The 16,405-nt window shown below is 47.9% G+C and carries 18 protein-coding genes; 9 read left to right on the top strand and 9 right to left on the bottom strand.

Going from position 1 to position 16,405, the window contains the following annotated elements; translation table 11 throughout:
• Positions 1-21: 21 nt before the first annotated feature.
• Entirely contained in the window at positions 22-726 is a 705-nt protein-coding gene (locus QU605_RS06125; protein ID WP_289724393.1) for a hypothetical protein, read from the bottom strand.
• Positions 727-985: 259 nt separating this feature from the next.
• On the opposite strand from QU605_RS06125, the gene QU605_RS06120 reads away from it, so the two are divergent.
• Positions 986-3,298 (top strand): helix-turn-helix domain-containing protein, encoded by a 2,313-nt coding sequence (locus tag QU605_RS06120; RefSeq protein WP_289724392.1) that lies wholly within the window; start codon positions 986-988, stop codon positions 3,296-3,298.
• 150 nt (positions 3,299-3,448) lie between these two features.
• On the opposite strand, the gene QU605_RS06115 is transcribed toward QU605_RS06120, so the two are convergent.
• Positions 3,449-4,015, bottom strand: a complete 567-nt coding sequence (locus QU605_RS06115; protein ID WP_289724391.1) for a TlpA family protein disulfide reductase — start codon at positions 4,013-4,015, stop codon at positions 3,449-3,451.
• Between the two features lie 431 nt (positions 4,016-4,446).
• On the opposite strand from QU605_RS06115, the gene ffh reads away from it, so the two are divergent.
• Both ffh and folD read left to right on the top strand, forming a co-directional pair.
• Positions 4,447-5,775: a signal recognition particle protein gene (gene ffh, locus QU605_RS06110; RefSeq protein ID WP_289724390.1), complete on the top strand. Its 1,329-nt coding sequence runs from the start codon at positions 4,447-4,449 to the stop codon at positions 5,773-5,775.
• Between the two features lie 38 nt (positions 5,776-5,813).
• Entirely contained in the window at positions 5,814-6,698 is an 885-nt protein-coding gene (folD, locus tag QU605_RS06105) for a bifunctional methylenetetrahydrofolate dehydrogenase/methenyltetrahydrofolate cyclohydrolase FolD (RefSeq protein WP_289724389.1), read from the top strand.
• 23 nt (positions 6,699-6,721) lie between these two features.
• Here the strand turns inward: folD and QU605_RS06100 are convergent, their stop codons facing one another.
• Positions 6,722-6,844 carry a hypothetical protein gene (locus tag QU605_RS06100; protein WP_289724388.1) on the bottom strand — a complete coding sequence of 41 codons (123 nt, stop codon included), beginning with the start codon at positions 6,842-6,844 and terminating at the stop codon, positions 6,722-6,724.
• Positions 6,845-7,012: 168 nt separating this feature from the next.
• Between QU605_RS06100 and QU605_RS06095 the strand changes: the two genes are divergently transcribed.
• The 4 genes from QU605_RS06095 to QU605_RS06080 are packed head-to-tail and all read left to right on the top strand — an operon-like array spanning position 7,013 to position 10,080.
• Entirely contained in the window at positions 7,013-8,746 is a 1,734-nt protein-coding gene (locus QU605_RS06095; RefSeq protein WP_289724387.1) for an alpha/beta hydrolase-fold protein, read from the top strand.
• Between the two features lie 21 nt (positions 8,747-8,767).
• On the top strand, positions 8,768-9,391 hold the full coding sequence (locus QU605_RS06090) for a DUF2306 domain-containing protein (protein ID WP_289724386.1): 624 nt from the start codon (positions 8,768-8,770) through the stop codon (positions 9,389-9,391).
• Between the two features lies 1 nt (position 9,392).
• Positions 9,393-9,878: a GNAT family N-acetyltransferase gene (locus QU605_RS06085; protein WP_289724385.1), complete on the top strand. Its 486-nt coding sequence runs from the start codon at positions 9,393-9,395 to the stop codon at positions 9,876-9,878.
• Between the two features lie 19 nt (positions 9,879-9,897).
• Entirely contained in the window at positions 9,898-10,080 is a 183-nt protein-coding gene (locus tag QU605_RS06080; protein WP_289724384.1) for a hypothetical protein, read from the top strand.
• Positions 10,081-10,086: 6 nt separating this feature from the next.
• Here the strand turns inward: QU605_RS06080 and QU605_RS06075 are convergent, their stop codons facing one another.
• The 4 genes from QU605_RS06075 to QU605_RS06060 all read right to left on the bottom strand — a co-directional run bounded on the left by QU605_RS06075 (position 10,087) and on the right by QU605_RS06060 (position 13,505).
• Positions 10,087-10,509, bottom strand: a complete 423-nt coding sequence (locus QU605_RS06075; protein WP_289724383.1) for a VOC family protein — start codon at positions 10,507-10,509, stop codon at positions 10,087-10,089.
• A gap of 63 nt (positions 10,510-10,572) precedes the next feature.
• Complete coding sequence (locus QU605_RS06070) at positions 10,573-11,421, bottom strand: alpha/beta fold hydrolase (protein WP_289724382.1); 849 nt, start codon at positions 11,419-11,421, stop codon at positions 10,573-10,575.
• 16 nt (positions 11,422-11,437) lie between these two features.
• Positions 11,438-11,980, bottom strand: a complete 543-nt coding sequence (locus QU605_RS06065) for a hypothetical protein (RefSeq protein WP_289724381.1) — start codon at positions 11,978-11,980, stop codon at positions 11,438-11,440.
• A 31-nt stretch (positions 11,981-12,011) separates the two neighbouring features.
• Positions 12,012-13,505 (bottom strand): helicase HerA-like domain-containing protein, encoded by a 1,494-nt coding sequence (locus tag QU605_RS06060; RefSeq protein WP_289724380.1) that lies wholly within the window; start codon positions 13,503-13,505, stop codon positions 12,012-12,014.
• 103 nt (positions 13,506-13,608) lie between these two features.
• Here QU605_RS06060 and QU605_RS06055 point away from each other — a divergent pair, with 103 nt between their 5' ends.
• The gene (locus QU605_RS06055; RefSeq protein WP_289724458.1) at positions 13,609-14,241 is read left to right on the top strand and encodes a 7-carboxy-7-deazaguanine synthase QueE; all 633 of its coding nucleotides are present in this window, start codon (positions 13,609-13,611) and stop codon (positions 14,239-14,241) included.
• A gap of 25 nt (positions 14,242-14,266) precedes the next feature.
• On the opposite strand, the gene QU605_RS06050 is transcribed toward QU605_RS06055, so the two are convergent.
• Both QU605_RS06050 and QU605_RS06045 read right to left on the bottom strand, forming a co-directional pair.
• A complete protein-coding gene (locus tag QU605_RS06050) occupies positions 14,267-15,070 on the bottom strand; it encodes a hypothetical protein (RefSeq protein WP_289724379.1) in 804 nt (267 codons plus the stop codon).
• A 38-nt stretch (positions 15,071-15,108) separates the two neighbouring features.
• Entirely contained in the window at positions 15,109-15,819 is a 711-nt protein-coding gene (locus QU605_RS06045; protein WP_289724378.1) for a class I SAM-dependent methyltransferase, read from the bottom strand.
• Between the two features lie 77 nt (positions 15,820-15,896).
• Here QU605_RS06045 and QU605_RS06040 point away from each other — a divergent pair, with 77 nt between their 5' ends.
• Positions 15,897-16,397, top strand: coding sequence for a YkgJ family cysteine cluster protein (locus QU605_RS06040; protein WP_289724377.1), 501 nt, complete (start codon positions 15,897-15,899; stop codon positions 16,395-16,397).
• Positions 16,398-16,405 lie beyond the last annotated feature (8 nt).

The following is a 16,405-nucleotide window of genomic DNA, read 5'->3' as shown; positions in this document are numbered from 1 at the left end:
GCTGATAGGGAAGATCGTGGACTACCTGAGTGAGATCTTCACATTTAAGTTTCCACTCGGAGTAAATAAGCTTGTAACCTTAAGTTTTTTCTCGGAGGTCGGGTCCGTACAATCCCAGGTAAGATTATCAATGTCGAGGTTTCGTGCCGCATCATTGACCAGGGCCGTCAATTGCAAATTGTTAGCAGAAGAGATATCACTGAAAACCGGGGTGTAATAATCAAAATCCACGAAAGGATCATCGGTAATCAATTCAAAGGGGGCTTTCACATTTATGTGTAAATTACCCACACGTTCTTCATAGCAAAGGTTGGAATAGATCAGGTCAAAAACCTCGTTATAAACTTCTACGGCAAAGTCTTTGGAACGCGAATTGAATTGAGCTTCTCCGTTTGGAAGGAATGTAACATCGATAGGAGACCTGTAGAAACCGTTTTCATCAATCTCATAGAAACAGACAAAACGATCTTCCCCAAAACTACACGCCACATAATCAGCGGCATTTTTTATAAATACAACCCCGTTCCCATTTCCCTTGGCGGTACCCTGGGGGCGAAAGAGGGCGGACATAGATGCCTTGCCCCTCTCCGTGGAGAGTATTTCGGCAATAGGGCTCTTGATTTGAATACTTTGCATTTCTTCTACTCCCAAAGCCGGTTCCTCTGGATCAGAGCAGGAAAAGATCAATAGCATTGATGCCAGTGCGATACAAGTTTTTGTTTTCATAATGTTTGTTTTTAGGTTTATGATTGCCTTTTAAAGCTCCGGAATTCAACATAGAGCTGGTTTCAGGCATGATACAAACACCTTAAATTTTTTTTTAAGGTTTGAAACTATGTTCCGAACGACCTCCTAAACGGGAATATGCCCATTACTAATGGGGTTTCATTGTTTTTCCAGGAGGGCCGTCCAGTGAAGCCACCCGTTTTTAACTTTTTTGCGAAAAGGTTATCTTTAAAGGAAAGCCTCCAACATTCAGCGTGTAATGCCTTCCAATGGGTTTATATTAAGAGCCAGGCAGGTTGTTCTGGACAACCTACTGAACCCCCAGTTCGGGGTTTCTGCGCTTGCGGAAGAACTGGGCATCAGCCGTTCCGAATTGTACCGGAGGGTCAGGGAAGCGGAACAAAAGTCGGCCAGCCAGTTTATTCGTGAGATTCGGTTGGACAGGGCCCTGGAGCTCCTTAAGACGGATCAGTACCCGATCACCGAGATCGCCTATATGGTAGGCTTTAACAGCCCTACTTATTTCTCTACCTGCTTTAGGGAATACTTCGGGTACTCCCCCAGCACGGCGGACCAGAACGGACATACCTCTAGGGATGCGAAGGTCTCTGAGCCATCCAAATCCAGAAAAGTGTTGCTCCCATTGGCTTTAGGGGCCCTAGCCATTCTATTTGCGATTTTTGGGATATCCGCTGTGGGGGGGAGCAATTCCCCGGAAGGAGAAAAATCCCTCGCCGTACTCAAATTTGACTATCTGGGCGCTGATTCTGCCCAGGGCTACAAAGCATACGCACTTGCGGACGAAGTCCTCAATTCCCTGAGCAACCTGAGTATGCTAAAGGTGGTGACCGCATCCTCTTCCTTTCAGGTCGATAAAAGGGAAGCCTGCTCGAAAATCGGAAAAAGGCTGGGTGTTGATTATCTGGTGGATGGGTCCCTTTCGCACCAGGGAAATCAACTTAAGGCTTCGGTTAAACTCATAGATGCCAAAACCGGAATTCAGCTTTGGTCTGAATCGTTCCAGGAAAATTCCGAGGCTATTTTTGAAATGCAGGAGGAAATTTCCAATAAAGTCGCCATGCAATTGAAGCGCTCCCTGCCTGAGGATGTAAGGGATCTGATCCGTCAAAGGAGGACTGCCAACCTGGAAGCCCTGGAATTATACCTCAAGGCCGTTAAAAAAGGAAAAGTGCGGTACGAAGATTCGATTACACAGGCCATACACTGGCTGGAAAGGTCAGTAGAATTGGATCCTTATTTTGCCGAAGCTTATGCAGAGCTTACCTTTTTGTACGGCAGGTGGCATTATTACGGCAGTTTAAACCAGGAGGAACGGGATCGGATGATGGAAAAGTATATGAGAATGGCCTTGGAATTGAACCCTGAAAGCCCTGAAGTGTTATTTGCCAAAGCGGATTTCGATTACATACAGGGCAACATTCTAAATGATTCTACCGAGATCATATCCGGCTTTCGCAAGGTGCTGGAGATGAATCCGAATCACCACAGAAGCAGTTACCGGCTCCACCAGGTCTTCAGGGGTATCGGGAAATATCACACTGCCCATGGCTATTTGGAGAACGCCTTGAGACTGGACCCGCTAAACCACCTTTATAACAATGTATATGCCCGGGATTTATTCTGGAAATGGGACCAGCGGGAAAAAGCCTTTGTGATCATTCTGGAAGAAGCGTCGAAGGAAAATCCAAGCAGGGGATCGATTTTTTTCAAAGCCATTATGTTGGCCGATCAACCGGGAGGCAATTATCTGTCGGCATTCAGCGTGATTCAGGAAGCCCTGAAAGAACAGCCCTATACCTATGGATTCTTATTTTGGGGAAGGCTCCTGGCCCTGGACTTGGATTTAGTACCCATGGCCAAAAAGTACGCCCATCTGAATCAGGTGAAGTTTCCGGACAACCCGATATACACCTATGAGCCGGCCTATGAGATCTGTATTATCGAGCAGCGGTACCCGGACGCCCTGGATCTGACCCATATTTGGATGGAGGACAAAGGGCTGGACAAAAAGCTTGGGTATACAAACCTGGCGAGGGTGTATTATTTGCAAGGGAATGTTAAGCAAGCCCGTGACATCCTGCTTCAGCATTTTTCTGAATTGTACAGGGATATAGCGTCCGGAAAAATGACGGTTGAGAGCCTGCAGCTTTCTGAAATTGGGCCGGTGCGGACATACATCGAAGTTCTAAGGGCAGAAGGTGATGAAGAAAAAGCTACGTTTTTCGCGGACTTTTTGTGTTCTTATTACAATCAGCACGGCAAACGCGTTATGTTGGCCAATAAATTTTATCCGATGCACTGCGCTTACGTGCAAAATGATCTGAAGGGATTCCTAAGGGCACTGAATGAAGCTTTTTTTGAGCCCGGACATCGGCTGGGCATTTACAGCCATCTGAAAGGTTCAACGTTTTCAGCCTTTGAAAAATACCCGGAATATCAGGAGCTTTTCAGGGAGATTGAAGCTGAAACCCACCGGATGCGCGCTGAGGTGATCACCTACCTGAAAGAAGAGGGGGACTGGGATCCGGTCTGGGATGCTGCTTTACAATAGCTTGGCGGGTGGAATTTTCGTCTGAATAGGACTATATGTTCCAGGGAATCCTGTCAATTTATGCGCACTACTTTGTTAATGGTTACGGTAACATGGTTATTTAAAGACCCGTATTGGATTGGTGCAGAAAACGACGTTTGCAATCTGGAATCAACGGTCCAGCAAGGGTTCCAAAAGTGCTTTTACCTCTTTGACCTGGGAAGGTTGCGGTGCACTGTAATTCCTGTACCCGGACGAATTATCAATGATCAAATACCTCGGATACCCTTTGGCAATTGATGAATCCTTCGAGCGGAGTTCCGCCCATAGTCTTGTTTCAAATTCCCTGTCCATCATATAATGCCAGCCGGTAAGGTTGTACTTACGTATCGCGTTCTTCCATAACTGAAGCGCATTGGGGTGTAACGTACGGTGCGAAATATACAGGAATACCAAGTCATCCCGGTTTTTAAAATGCTCTTTCAGGAGTGGGGGATTTTTGAACTCTTTTATGCAGGGAGGACAGGAGCTGAACCAGAGGTCCACATAAAGGACCTTGTTTTGAAATGGCTCTGAAGCTAAAAGTGCTTCAAGGTCCGAATATTCAGAGGCCACAAAACGAATCGAATCATCTCCCTGATAGGACGTATCCTCAAGATAGTCAGCCCCAAAGATCAAAAGTGCCACGACGCCGAGTACAATGCCCAGCCAAAGGAAGTTTTTGTTTTTAAAAGCCATTGAATGTCATTTCATTATGTGTCAAAGGTACTTAAAGGGTGAAATCAGGTGAAAGGTATTCGATCAAAACCTTTTTTGCATCCATGTTTTAAATGGAAAGGTGAGCCTGAATAATTGAAATCGAGCACAAAATCGCCTAGTCCGAAAATTATGGTGCTCAATAGCCGGAGTATTTTATCCGCGGAAACCTGCAACAGGCAGATGCGGGTTTCGATGCATATTATCAAACAATAGTACCTCCGAAGGCTTTCCTGTTTTGTTGTGGAAAGTATTCCAGTGGCAGGTATTGGAGCCCCTGTTCCGTGTTTGTTTCGACCGATTGAGGAATAGGGCCAGCTTCGATTGCCATAGCGCTATGCTTCCTGTTGTGATCCCTTCCCCAATCCACCTCAGATTATTATCTTTGCAAGACCTGAAAAAAGGCAAAATTTATGTTTGACAACTTAAGTGATAAACTGGACAAGGCCATGCACGTCCTTCGCGGGCATGGGCAGATTACTGAGATAAATGTAGCGGAAACCACCAAGGAGATTCGGCGTGCGCTTCTGGATGCCGATGTCAACTTTAAAATTGCCAAGGAATTCACCAATACGGTTCGGGATAAGGCCATTGGACAGAATGTACTGACCACGCTACAACCGGGCCAGTTGATGACCAAGATCGTCAAGGATGAGCTTACTGAGCTCATGGGTGGGGATGCCGAAGGGATTGACCTGTCGGGAAATCCTTCTGTAATTCTGATGAGTGGTCTTCAGGGCTCTGGTAAAACCACCTTCTCCGGAAAGCTGGCAAACTTCCTTAAAACTAAAAAAAGCAAGAATCCCTTACTGGTTGCCTGTGACGTCTATCGTCCTGCGGCTATTGATCAGCTGCATGTGGTTGGGGATCAGATTGGAGTTCCCGTTTATTCGGATAAAGAGAATTCAGATCCGGTTTCACTGGCCCAGGCAGGGGTTGCCCATGCCAAAGCCAATGGCCACAATGTGGTGATTATCGATACTGCGGGGCGTCTGGCTGTGGATGAAGCCATGATGACCGAAATCGCCAACATCCGCAATGCGGTAACCCCCCAGGAAGTACTTTTTGTGGTGGATGCCATGACGGGACAGGATGCGGTAAATACGGCAAAAGCATTTAATGAGGTTCTCGATTTTGACGGGGTGATCCTGACCAAACTCGATGGGGATACCCGGGGTGGGGCTGCGATATCCATCAAATCCGTGGTGAATAAACCCATCAAATTTATTGGTACCGGGGAAAAGATGGATGCCATCGATATTTTCTACCCCTCCCGGATGGCAGACCGAATCCTTGGAATGGGTGATGTCGTTTCCCTTGTGGAAAGGGCTCAGGAACAGTTCGATGAAGAACAGGCGCGCAAGATTCAAAAGAAGATTGCCAAGAATACCTTCGGGTTTGACGATTTTCTGAGCCAGATTCAGCAGATCAAGAAGATGGGTAGTATGAAGGATCTTGTGGGTATGATCCCCGGTGCTGGTAAAGCTTTGAAAGGGATGGATATTGACGATGATGCCTTTAAGCATATCGAAGCCATTATATACTCCATGACGCCCGAGGAGCGCTCCACTCCATCCAAGTTGGATGCGCGCCGGAAAAAGCGGATCGCCAAGGGGAGTGGTACAAGCATTCAGGAAGTAAATCAGCTGCTCAAACAGTTTCATCAAATGAGCAAAATGATGAAGATGATGCAAGGTGGCGGCGGCAAGAAAATGATGCAGATGATGCAGAACATGCGATAGGATTCGCCAGGTTCAATTACACATAAAAAATACGGATTATGAGGCTCCTCGACGGCAAGAAAATCTCCAATGAAATTAAGAACGAAATCGCGGCTGAAGTAGCCGGGATGACAGCCAGGGGGGAAAAAGTCCCGCATCTGGCCGCCGTTCTGGTCGGGAATGACGGAGCCAGCCTTACCTATGTAGGCAGCAAGGTAAGAGCCTGTAAGAGGATCGGATTTGATTCTACGTTAGAACAACTGCCCGAAGAAACTACAGAGGCAGAACTCCTGGAGGTGGTAAACAGGCTTAATGAAGATCCGGATATCGACGGGTACATCGTTCAATTACCCCTCCCCAAACATATTGATGAGGAGAAAATACTGATGGCCGTGCATCCGGATAAGGATGTCGATGGCTTTCACCCGGCCAACTTTGGCAAGATGGCACTGCAGATGGAAACCTTTATTTCGGCTACGCCTTTTGGCATTATGGAATTGCTCAAAAGATACGGGGTTGAAACTTCGGGAAAGCACGCTGTAGTGATTGGAAGAAGTAATATTGTGGGAAGGCCTATAAGCATTTTGCTCAGCCAAAAGGGCCCGGCAGGAAATGCAACCGTTACCCTTACCCACAGCCGCACCAGGGACATTGCCTCTCTGACCCGCCAGGCAGATATTGTGGTTTCGGCTCTGGGGATCCCAAACTTTCTGAAAGCAGATATGGTAAAAGAAGGTGCAGTGATTATCGATGTGGGAATCACCAGGGTCCCGGATGAGACCCGGGAAAGGGGCTACTACATTTGCGGGGACGTGGATTTTGAAGCCGTTAGTGAGAAGGCTTCATTCATCACCCCTGTACCCGGAGGAGTGGGGCCGATGACCATAGCGATGTTGCTGAAGAACACCCTATTGGCCAGGGAGCGGCACCAGGCCGCCGTATAAAGTAGTACTATATAAAAAACGGCTTATTGGTCCGTATTTTCTACCGGATTGAGGGTCTCAAATTCCGGATCTCCTTCATCATTTCTGCAACTTGAAAACCAAATCAGCAGGCCGAGGAGAATTGCTGCGTAATGCCAACGTTTCATGGTCGTAAGATTTTTGGGTAACGGCTTTAACCTCTAACGATTTATCCGGAGTTTTCGTATACTGAATCGTTGAACTTCAGGGTTTTGACGCTTCAGGTGAAGTTTTAATTTTTATTTGAGTATTGTAGCGCCTCTTAAAAAGCCCTATCTTTTTTAAAAAAATAGGTCATGCGCGTATTACTTACACTCGTTTTTTCAGCCATAATATTCTCGGGATGTGAAAATGCCGGAGATTCCACAAGTGCAAATACGATTCGTATTTCCTTTACAGAAGCCGTTGCGGACTCCCCAAAAGATGGACGTCTATTACTGATGTTCTCAAATGACGCCTCGCAGGAACCCAGGTTTCAGATCAGTGCAGGGCTCAATACCCAATTAATTTTTGGCATGAACGTGGAGGGAATGCAGCCCGGAGCTGGGATGGATTTTGATTCAGGTGCTTTGGGTTTCCCATATGAAAGTCTTTCAGAGATCCCCCCAGGGGAATATCAGGTACAGGCTTTGCTTCACGTCTATGAAACATTTAATCTCTCGACGGGTCATACCGTTAAGCTTCCCATGGATAATGGAGAGGGACAGCAGTGGAACAGATCTCCAGGGAACCTCTACAGCAAACCGATAACCGTTAATGTCGGAAAAAATGGAGTCACCGGACTTGAATTGGTGATGGATCAGATCATTCCCCCGATACCCGCCCCCGAGGATACCCCATGGATTAAACATGTCAAAATAAAGTCCGAAAGACTTTCTGAATTCTGGGGTCGCGATATGTATCTGGGCGCACATATTCTGCTGCCGAAGGACTTTGAAGCGCACCCGGAGGCCCGATATCCACTCATGGTTTTTCAGGGCCATTTTCCTTCGGACTTCGGGGGTTTTCGTACCACGCCACCCGATCCTGGAATGGAACCGGAATACTCGGAACGCTTCGGGGTTGAGGGCTATAATATTATCCAACAGCAGGAAGCATATGACTTTTACCAGCGCTGGAATTCACCCGATTTCCCCCGTTTCCTCATTATTGAGATCCAGCATCCCACACCCTATTACGACGATTCCTACGCGGTTAATTCAGCAAGTCAGGGGCCTTATGGAGATGCCATCACCTATGAACTGATTCCCTTTATCGAATCCCAGTTCCGGGGTATCGGAGCAGGGTGGTCGCGGTTTCTTTACGGCGGTTCAACAGGGGGGTGGGAGGCCCTCGCCGTACAGGTCAAGTACCCTCAGGAGTACAACGGATGTTTTGCTGCCTGCCCGGACCCCATCGACTTTCGGGCCTACTGCCTGACAAATATCTATGAGGACACCAATGCGTATTGGACGGAAAGTGCCCATAAACCCATAGAAGTCCCGGCACACCGTGATTACCTCGGTAATGTCCAGAGTACCATAAGGGAGAACAACATCCTGGAGCTCGTGCTGGGGGACAAAAGCCGCTCAGGCCAGCAATGGGATATTTGGGAAGCGACCTATTCTCCTCAGGGAGCAGAAGGGTATCCGCAACGCATATGGGATAAACGTACCGGAGTTATCGATAAGGAAGTAGCGGATTATTGGCGGGAAAATTACGACCTCAGATACATTTTAGAACGCGATTGGGAAAAGCTCGGACCGGAACTAAGAGGTAAAATCCATATTTACTGCGGTGACATGGACAACTACTATCTGAACAACGCCGTCTATCTGATGGAAGATTTCCTCGAGAGTACCACGGACCCGTATTACGAGGGCGAGGTGCTTTATGGTGATCGGGCGGAGCACTGTTGGAATGGCGATCCGGACCAACCCAATCACATCAGTCGCCTTCGGTACAACAGTATGTATGTACCTAAAATCATGGAACGGATTGCTAAATCGGCCCCTGAAGGTGCTGATATCACAAGTTGGAGGTACCGCTAGGGACCAGGGAATACATCACCTATGAAACCAAGAACGAACAAATTCGCCTGGGTAGCTTTCGGAATGCTGGCGATCACTATTGGATTTTATCCCCTTCTATATTTGCTCGGAGGACGGGATATGGGACTTCTCGCCACCAAGCCGGTTGAGATTCTCGGGAGTTTGCCATGGAATGTGGCTTTTTACGGTCATATTGTTTTTGGGGGAGCCTCCCTTCTGGTGGGCTGGACTCAGTTCAGCCGGGCACTTCGGCGCTATTACCTGAAGTGGCACAAAATCCTGGGCAAGGTGTATGTCGTCTCAGCCCTGATCAGCGGAGCATGCGGGATTTACCTTTCATTTTTCGCTACAGGTGGCTGGATTGCCAGCCTTGGGTTTTTCTTCCTCGGGGTACTTTGGATCTTTTTTACCCTCAAAGCTTATACTTCCATTCGCTCTGGGGACCTGACTGCCCATGAAGGTTATATGATCTACAGTTATGCAGCCTGTTTTGCTGCTGTTTCACTGCGAATATGGATGCCCGTACTTATATTGATTTTTAGTGAATTCCTGACCGCGTACAGAATCGTGGCCTGGCTTTGCTGGGTGCCTAACCTGATTTTTGCCTTTTACTGGGTCCGCCGCCGTGGCTTGCAACTCGGATGATATGCGCAGTAGTACTTCCTTTCATACCAGGCGCACCGATTTTCGGGACGAGGGATTCAAACTTCTCGTAGCGAAGCTGGATGCCGAACTCGAGGAACGCGATGGAGCTGAACACGGATTTTACGATCAATTCAATAGTATCCAGGGTCTGGATCGGGTCTTACTGGTGTTTGACGGGGAATCCCCGGTGGGTTGCGGGGCCATAAAACCGTTTAAGGCGGACAGTTTTGAAATCAAACGCATGTATGTCCTCCCGGCCTACCGGGGTTCGGGGGCAGCTCATAAAGTGCTTTCCGGCCTTGAGGAATGGGCCTTTGAGTCCGGGGCGGTACGATGCGTTCTGGAAACGGGTAAACGCCAGCCTGAAGCCATTGCTTTTTACCGGAAAGCCGGGTATTCAGAAATGGAGAACTACGGCCCTTATATCGGAATTGAAAACAGTGTTTGCTTTGTAAAAAGATTTCAAGGCAGGATTGCCAACTCTTGAAGAATTAAACAATATAACGATGACAAAACAGCGGTTACTTTCCCAGGCATTGATTGGCGGGGTCCTTTACTTCGTGGTATCACTAATACTCGAAAGGAGCTTTTCTTCGGAAGTGATGCAAAAAGAGGGTGTGGAAGCCCTGATTTTTGCCCTAGTCTATGGAGTGGGGCTGTGGGCCTACCATAGATTTATTAAAAAATAGACAGAATTATTTGGCGAATAGCTGATCTATGTTTCGGAAAGACTTGAATTCCAGGGCATTGCCGGCAGGGTCAAGAAAAAATAAGGTAGCCTGCTCCCCGGCCTCCCCTTTAAACCGAATATAGGGTTCAATAACAAAATCAACCCCTTTGGCTTTTAATTCCTCTGAAAAAGACTCAAACTGCTCCCAGGGCAGGACCACCCCGTAATGGGGTACCGGTACATTTTTACCATCCACCGCATTGGTGTGAAGAACCTCTTCTGTTTTTGGTTTGTAATGGATGACGAGCTGGTGCCCGAAGAGATTAAAATCCACCCAGTGATCACTACTTCGGCCTTCCTGGCAGCCCAGAATTTCGCGATAAAATGTTCGGCACTCATCCAGGTTGTGTACGGGTATGGCGATGTGGAATGGTGAGACGTTCTGCATACTAAACTTTCTTAATACCCGTAAAAATACAAAATACCCAAATCCGGCCGCACAATATGAGTGCTAGTTTTTGAGGAATTCCACGATTTGTCTATTGACATCCTCCTGATGCATGGAGTGCCCAAGGCCTTCGGTCGGAACCAGCGTGCTGTTTTCCCAGGCCTGGTGAACTTTCTCGGATGCGTGGAAGGGGGCGATCAGGTCCAGCCTGTCATGAAGCAAAAGCCCTTTTTTGGGATTTCCCCGAATAAACTCCGGGGTGGCAAATTCGTGGATGTGGTATCCGAATTCGTCATAAATTACCCGATCAAAGGCATTGAGCACCCGATCGTTAAATCCGAGCATTTGCTGATAGGACCTCGCTATGGCTTCAAATTCTGCCGGTGACCCAATGGTGACCACTTTTTCAACGGATTCATTGGGATGTCTGTGCGCGTGATACAGGGCAGTCATGCCCCCCATGGAATGCCCGATTACATATTTGGGCTCAAATTGCTTTACCATATGCTCCACGCACTCTCCATACAGAGGCACATGCAGGATTTTTCCTGTTGAATACCCATGGGCGGGAGCGTCGAAGGCGATCACATGAAAATTATCATTCCTGAGGACTTCGATCAGTTTTCGCCATCGAAAAGAGTTGCTTTCCCAACCGTGAATAAGCAATACACGTGGCCCCGTTCCTGGCCATTGGTAGGTTTGAATGCGCGACCCATTGACAATCTCCACACTGTGCCGGGCTTCATCCAGGTAGGGCTGTTGCTCCGGCTGTACTTTTCCTTTACGAACTTTGATAAAAGTCTCAAAGGCCAGTTTACCGGCGTAGGCAGGGTTGAATAGGGCAACCAGGTTGAACCACTTCCCGTAGGTTGTGGCAAGGACATTTTTAAGAAATACAGAAAAGGGGGTCATGGATTTGATGGAGCATTTATTCCCAGCCGACCATTACGTATTTTACCCTGGCTTCATCCGGAATCTGAACAGCTTCCACAGGTGTTCCGGAATATTTGAGGGCGCCCGGGAGCTCTTCCCTGGAAATGGTAAAATACATGGGGTTATCCTTGAGCAGTACCAGGACATTGTTCAGGGAGCTAACCACTTTACGGATTTCATATGTTTTTTCTATTTCTCCAAAAGTTGTTTCCATGCCGATTCCCTCAGCAGTTTTATACCTGGGATCCCGAATCCAGACCGATTCAATTCCGGGCACTGAATCCTGGGATGGGGTTAGGGTAAGCAGGTGTGCCCCTCCTTTTTCATAAATTTCGATTTTTCGATTCCTTCCCATATTCATACGTGTGGTGTCCCGGATCAGGGAATCCGTTTCAAAGACCGTTTCCAAATCCGAAACAGTATGGGTTTTTTCGAGTTTGCCAACCCGGTCCTTATCAACCCGGAAAGGATCTTTTTTATCAGTGGTACACTGGACAACCAAAAAGGCAAGGCACAGAAATAGCGGGATTTTTCTCATGTATTGGAACTAAAATTTGTTAGGGTTCTGATTATTTGAGCACTTTGTTTAAAATACCCATCACACCCCGGATAAAGGTAGCGCTGGTCAGGACTTTCACGATGGGATCCTGACGCCTGGAACTCCTTCTACGGGACGTTTTAGGAGCGGGAGGTGGGGCTTTGGATTGGGCTTTTTCAATTTTTTTATTGAGAATTTCATAGGCGCTTTCACGGTCTACAACCTCGTTATAGGAATCTGCAATACGCGAATTTTTTACAACTGTTGTAAGTTCCGCATCGGTGAGGATATCCATACGGCTCATCGGGGCGCGCATCAGGGTAGCGGCCAGGGGGGTCGGACGTCCTTTTTCATCCAGTACGGTTACCAGCGCTTCTCCGATTCCCAATCCCGTAAGGACTTCTTTGGTGTCGTAGTAGTCTGAAGTCGGATAATTTTCGGCCGTCAATTTAATGGCCTTACGATCTCTGGCGGTAAAAGCCCTGAGGGCGTGCTGGATTTTTAATCCGAGCTGGGAGAGTACCTCATTGGGAATGTCTGTTGGGTTTTGGGTGACAAAGTAAATTCCAACGCCTTTAGACCTGATGAGTTTGACAATACTTTCGATCTGCTCCAGCAGGGCATCAGAGGCTTCTTTAAAGATCAGATGGGCCTCATCGATAAAGAAAACAAGTTCAGGTCTTTCAGTATCTCCCTGTTCGGGAAAGGTGCTGTAGATTTCGGCCAGCAAACTCAGCATAAATGTCGAAAAGAGTTTGGGTCGGTTCTGGATGTCGGTAAGGCGAAGGATGTTTATCACCCCCCGGCCCTGGTCGTCAATTCGCGTGAGATCATCGACATCAAAGGACTTTTCGCCAAAAAACAGATCTGCTCCCTGCTGTTCCATTTCGATGACTTTTCTTAGAATCGTCCCCGTGGAAGCCGTGCTGATCCGGCCGTAATCTTTGGAAAAGGCTTCCTTGCCTTCCCCCGTGGCGTATTGCAATACTTTCTTGAAATCTTTGAGGTCTAAAAGCGGGAGTTTATTGTCGTCACAGTATTTAAAAATAACAGCCACGATCCCGGACTGAGTATCGGAAAGATCCAGAATTCGGGAAAGTAAAACGGGTCCGAATTCTGATACCGTAGCCCTTAGTCGCACCCCTTCCTGCTCGGAAAGCGTCAGGATTTCAACGGGGAAATCCTTAGGCTCAAAGGGGAGGCCGATTTGCTCATGGCGCTCGTCGATTTTCGGATGACCGGGGCTGGGCTGTGCCAGGCCACTCAGGTCGCCCTTAAGATCCATTAGAAAGACCGGGACCCCTTTTTCGGAAAGGTTTTCGGCAAGTACCTGAAGGGACTTTGTTTTACCGGTCCCCGTTGCGCCTGCAATCAGCCCATGGCGGTTCAACGTTTTCAAAGGGACCTTAACGTAGGCTCCGGTCAGGGCTTTTTCCTCTAGCATGGCCGCTCCCAGGGTAATGGAATCACCCTTAAAAGTATAACCCGCTTTAATTTCAGACCGAAATGCCTCCTCCTGGTTCATGTTTTGAATTTTGGTAAAAGTAGCGGAATTCAGCCAAATACTAAAGTGCGCTTTTCTTCAGGATCGAAGGATGTGCATGCCCGGATTTGTTATCTTTGACCCCATGGAAAAAGCAGCTGTACTGGCACAGGTTGAACAAGGTTTGATGCTGCCTCTGATGGAAGCATTTTACACCATACAGGGGGAGGGATACCACAAGGGTACGGCGGCGTATTTTATCCGTGTGGGGGGCTGCGATGTCGGTTGTCACTGGTGTGACGTAAAGGAGAGCTGGAATGCAGAAACCCACCCGCCTACTGATATCCATACCATTGCGGATGAGGCGGCACGATATTCAGATACCATTGTAATTACGGGTGGAGAACCCCTTACCTGGGATATGGGTCCGCTTACGGAGCAACTGAAAAAACGCGGATTAAAGATTCATATTGAAACCTCCGGAGCCTACCCGCTGACCGGGGTCTGGGATTGGATTTGTCTTTCCCCTAAAAAGAATAAACTTCCGATTGAACCCGCTCCTTCAAGGGCAGACGAACTCAAGGTCATCATCTATAACAGGCACGATTTGGTTTTTGCAGAACAACAGGCAGAAAAGGTATCAGATTCTTGCCTGCTGTATCTACAGCCTGAATGGAGTGTTCGCGAAAAGGTTACCCCGATGATCGTGGATTACGTCATGGAAAACCCAAAGTGGCGGGTATCCCTTCAAACGCATAAATATCTGAACATCCCCTAAGCGCGGGAAGTGTATTTGGAACCTGCTACCTTCCGCCTATAGCCTGAAGGTCGCGAATGCATTCTGCGTCCAGCCCGGGAAGTTCTGACAACCCCTTGGCAGCGCGTTTCTCAAGAACACTCAGGACTCCTGTCCCAAACTCCAACTCGGCCCGCATAAGACATCCCTCTACATCGCAGTGGTTGGAAGCTTCCGGGTCTTCATGGGGATTTACTTCGGGGGTTCCGAGGTCTACAAGCCCAAACAAATGGCCGAATTCATGGATTAAGGCTGTGCTTTCTACCTCTGCAACTGTAATGAGGACGCTCTTCGAGGCAAGGCTCCTGATGGTACTTTCATGAATGACCATGGAAGTGTTGCGGTAAACGGCACCCAATGTGACCAGGCCCTCGGATTCATCATCATTTACCGATGGGGCGTCTGCAAAATAGATATAAACGGAGAGAGTTCGTCCGTCGTTGTATGTCGTTCGGTTTTCTGTTTCAAGGGTGGCGATCTCCTGTAAGGTCAGATCGTTTTCATCCGGTGAGGGGAGGGGAAGAAAAAGATAACTGATGTCTTCCTTGAAGGTCCGTTCCTGAAGGTATTGACTAAGGTTGTCAAGGGCAAGGTCAGTGGGGCGGAAGCCATTGACATAAGCCACTTCAATCTGTATGCGATCAAAATCCTCATTTGTGAGGATGTCAGAACCGCTGGCACCTGCGCTGAGCAAGTTTGCAGAGCGGTCAACCCGGTCGGTATCACCACCGGAAATATCCGAATCATCGGTACAAGCGGACGGCATAAGCAAGCCACTCAGAACTAAGAGTGCAAAAAACCTTTTCAGCATCAGTATTTTTTTTGTAAAACTAACGTTTTCAGTGCAAATCACATGGACAACGGGGTAAGCCGTGCCAAATAATCGAAATGCGGGCCTTTCATGATCATTTCGACTTCAAAACCAAGCATGGCAACCTCATTTTTCAGGGTATTGAAGTCCAGAAACAGCCAGGGAAAGGTCGGTCCAATTTGGCCATCGTACTCCCATTGATAACTAACCTCTCCATAGTACGCTACATCTCCGGGAACCCAAACCCCACCATCTTCATCGGCATCAAACATATAGATCAAATCGCTGGAATCCATTAAGATCTGCCCTCCGGGTTTCAATAAAGTCTTTAAATGCCCCAGAAATACGGGTAATCCCTTTAAAGTACCTGCAATTCCGATCCCATTCATCATCAGGAGGAGCGTATCGTATTTGCGGGACTGGTATTTCAGGATGTCCGAACAGCTAGCAGATTCCACCCCTCTTTTTAAGGCGATTTCTATGGCTTCAGAACTGCTGTCCATCCCCGTACAATCCCGTCCCGTTTTCTGAAGGTAGAGGCAATGACTCCCGACGCCGCATCCAATATCTAAAACCGACCCCCGGCATTGCCTGAGCGCTTCCTGCTCCAGAGCGGGCATGCTCTCAAAATCCCTGAAGAAATACGAAGCGGGAACCTCTTCCAGGGTATTGAGGGAAGAACGACTTCGCAGCAGTCCCTGGGACTGGTCCGTGTAATAATCCATCAAAGCCTTTCCGAAAAGATCCACAGAGTGTACTTTTGAACAAACAGCCCGCTATCCGGCTGATTTAAAGAGTTTCAAAGGTAGCTAAAACTGCTTATTAAATGCAGGAAGAATTGCGATTACTACCCCAGCGGGCTGCCCAAAAAGACCCTGAGTCCCGCCGCTTTCTCAAAAAAATCAAATCGCGTCCCCCCCGGGATCTGGATGGGACGATGCGGAAATTGCATGACCATGAATTCCAGCATACAGATTGCCTGCAGTGCGGCAACTGCTGCCGAACCACCGGCCCTCTTTTTACCGATCACGATATTGCCCGGATTTCACGTCATTTAAAAATGAAACCATCGGAATTCAGCACCACTTATTTGCGGAAGGATGAAGAAGGTGATATGGTCCTTCATGGGGTTCCCTGTGCCTTTCTGGGTACCGATAATTACTGTTCCATTTATGAGGTTCGCCCAAAGGCCTGCAGGGAATTTCCACATACAGACAGACGTAAGTTCCATCAGATCAACCACCTTACCCTGAAGAATGTCGCAATTTGCCCTGCGGCTTTCCGCATCGTTGAAGCTATGAAAGCGGCCTACCCCAGGTACATGTGAGTTATGAA

The organism is Robiginitalea aurantiaca, assembly GCF_030380815.1.
GTDB classification, from domain to species: Bacteria; Bacteroidota; Bacteroidia; order Flavobacteriales; family Flavobacteriaceae; genus Robiginitalea; species Robiginitalea aurantiaca.
The sequence above is the reverse complement of the archived record's forward strand: the minus strand, read 5'-3'. Positions and strand labels throughout refer to the sequence as shown.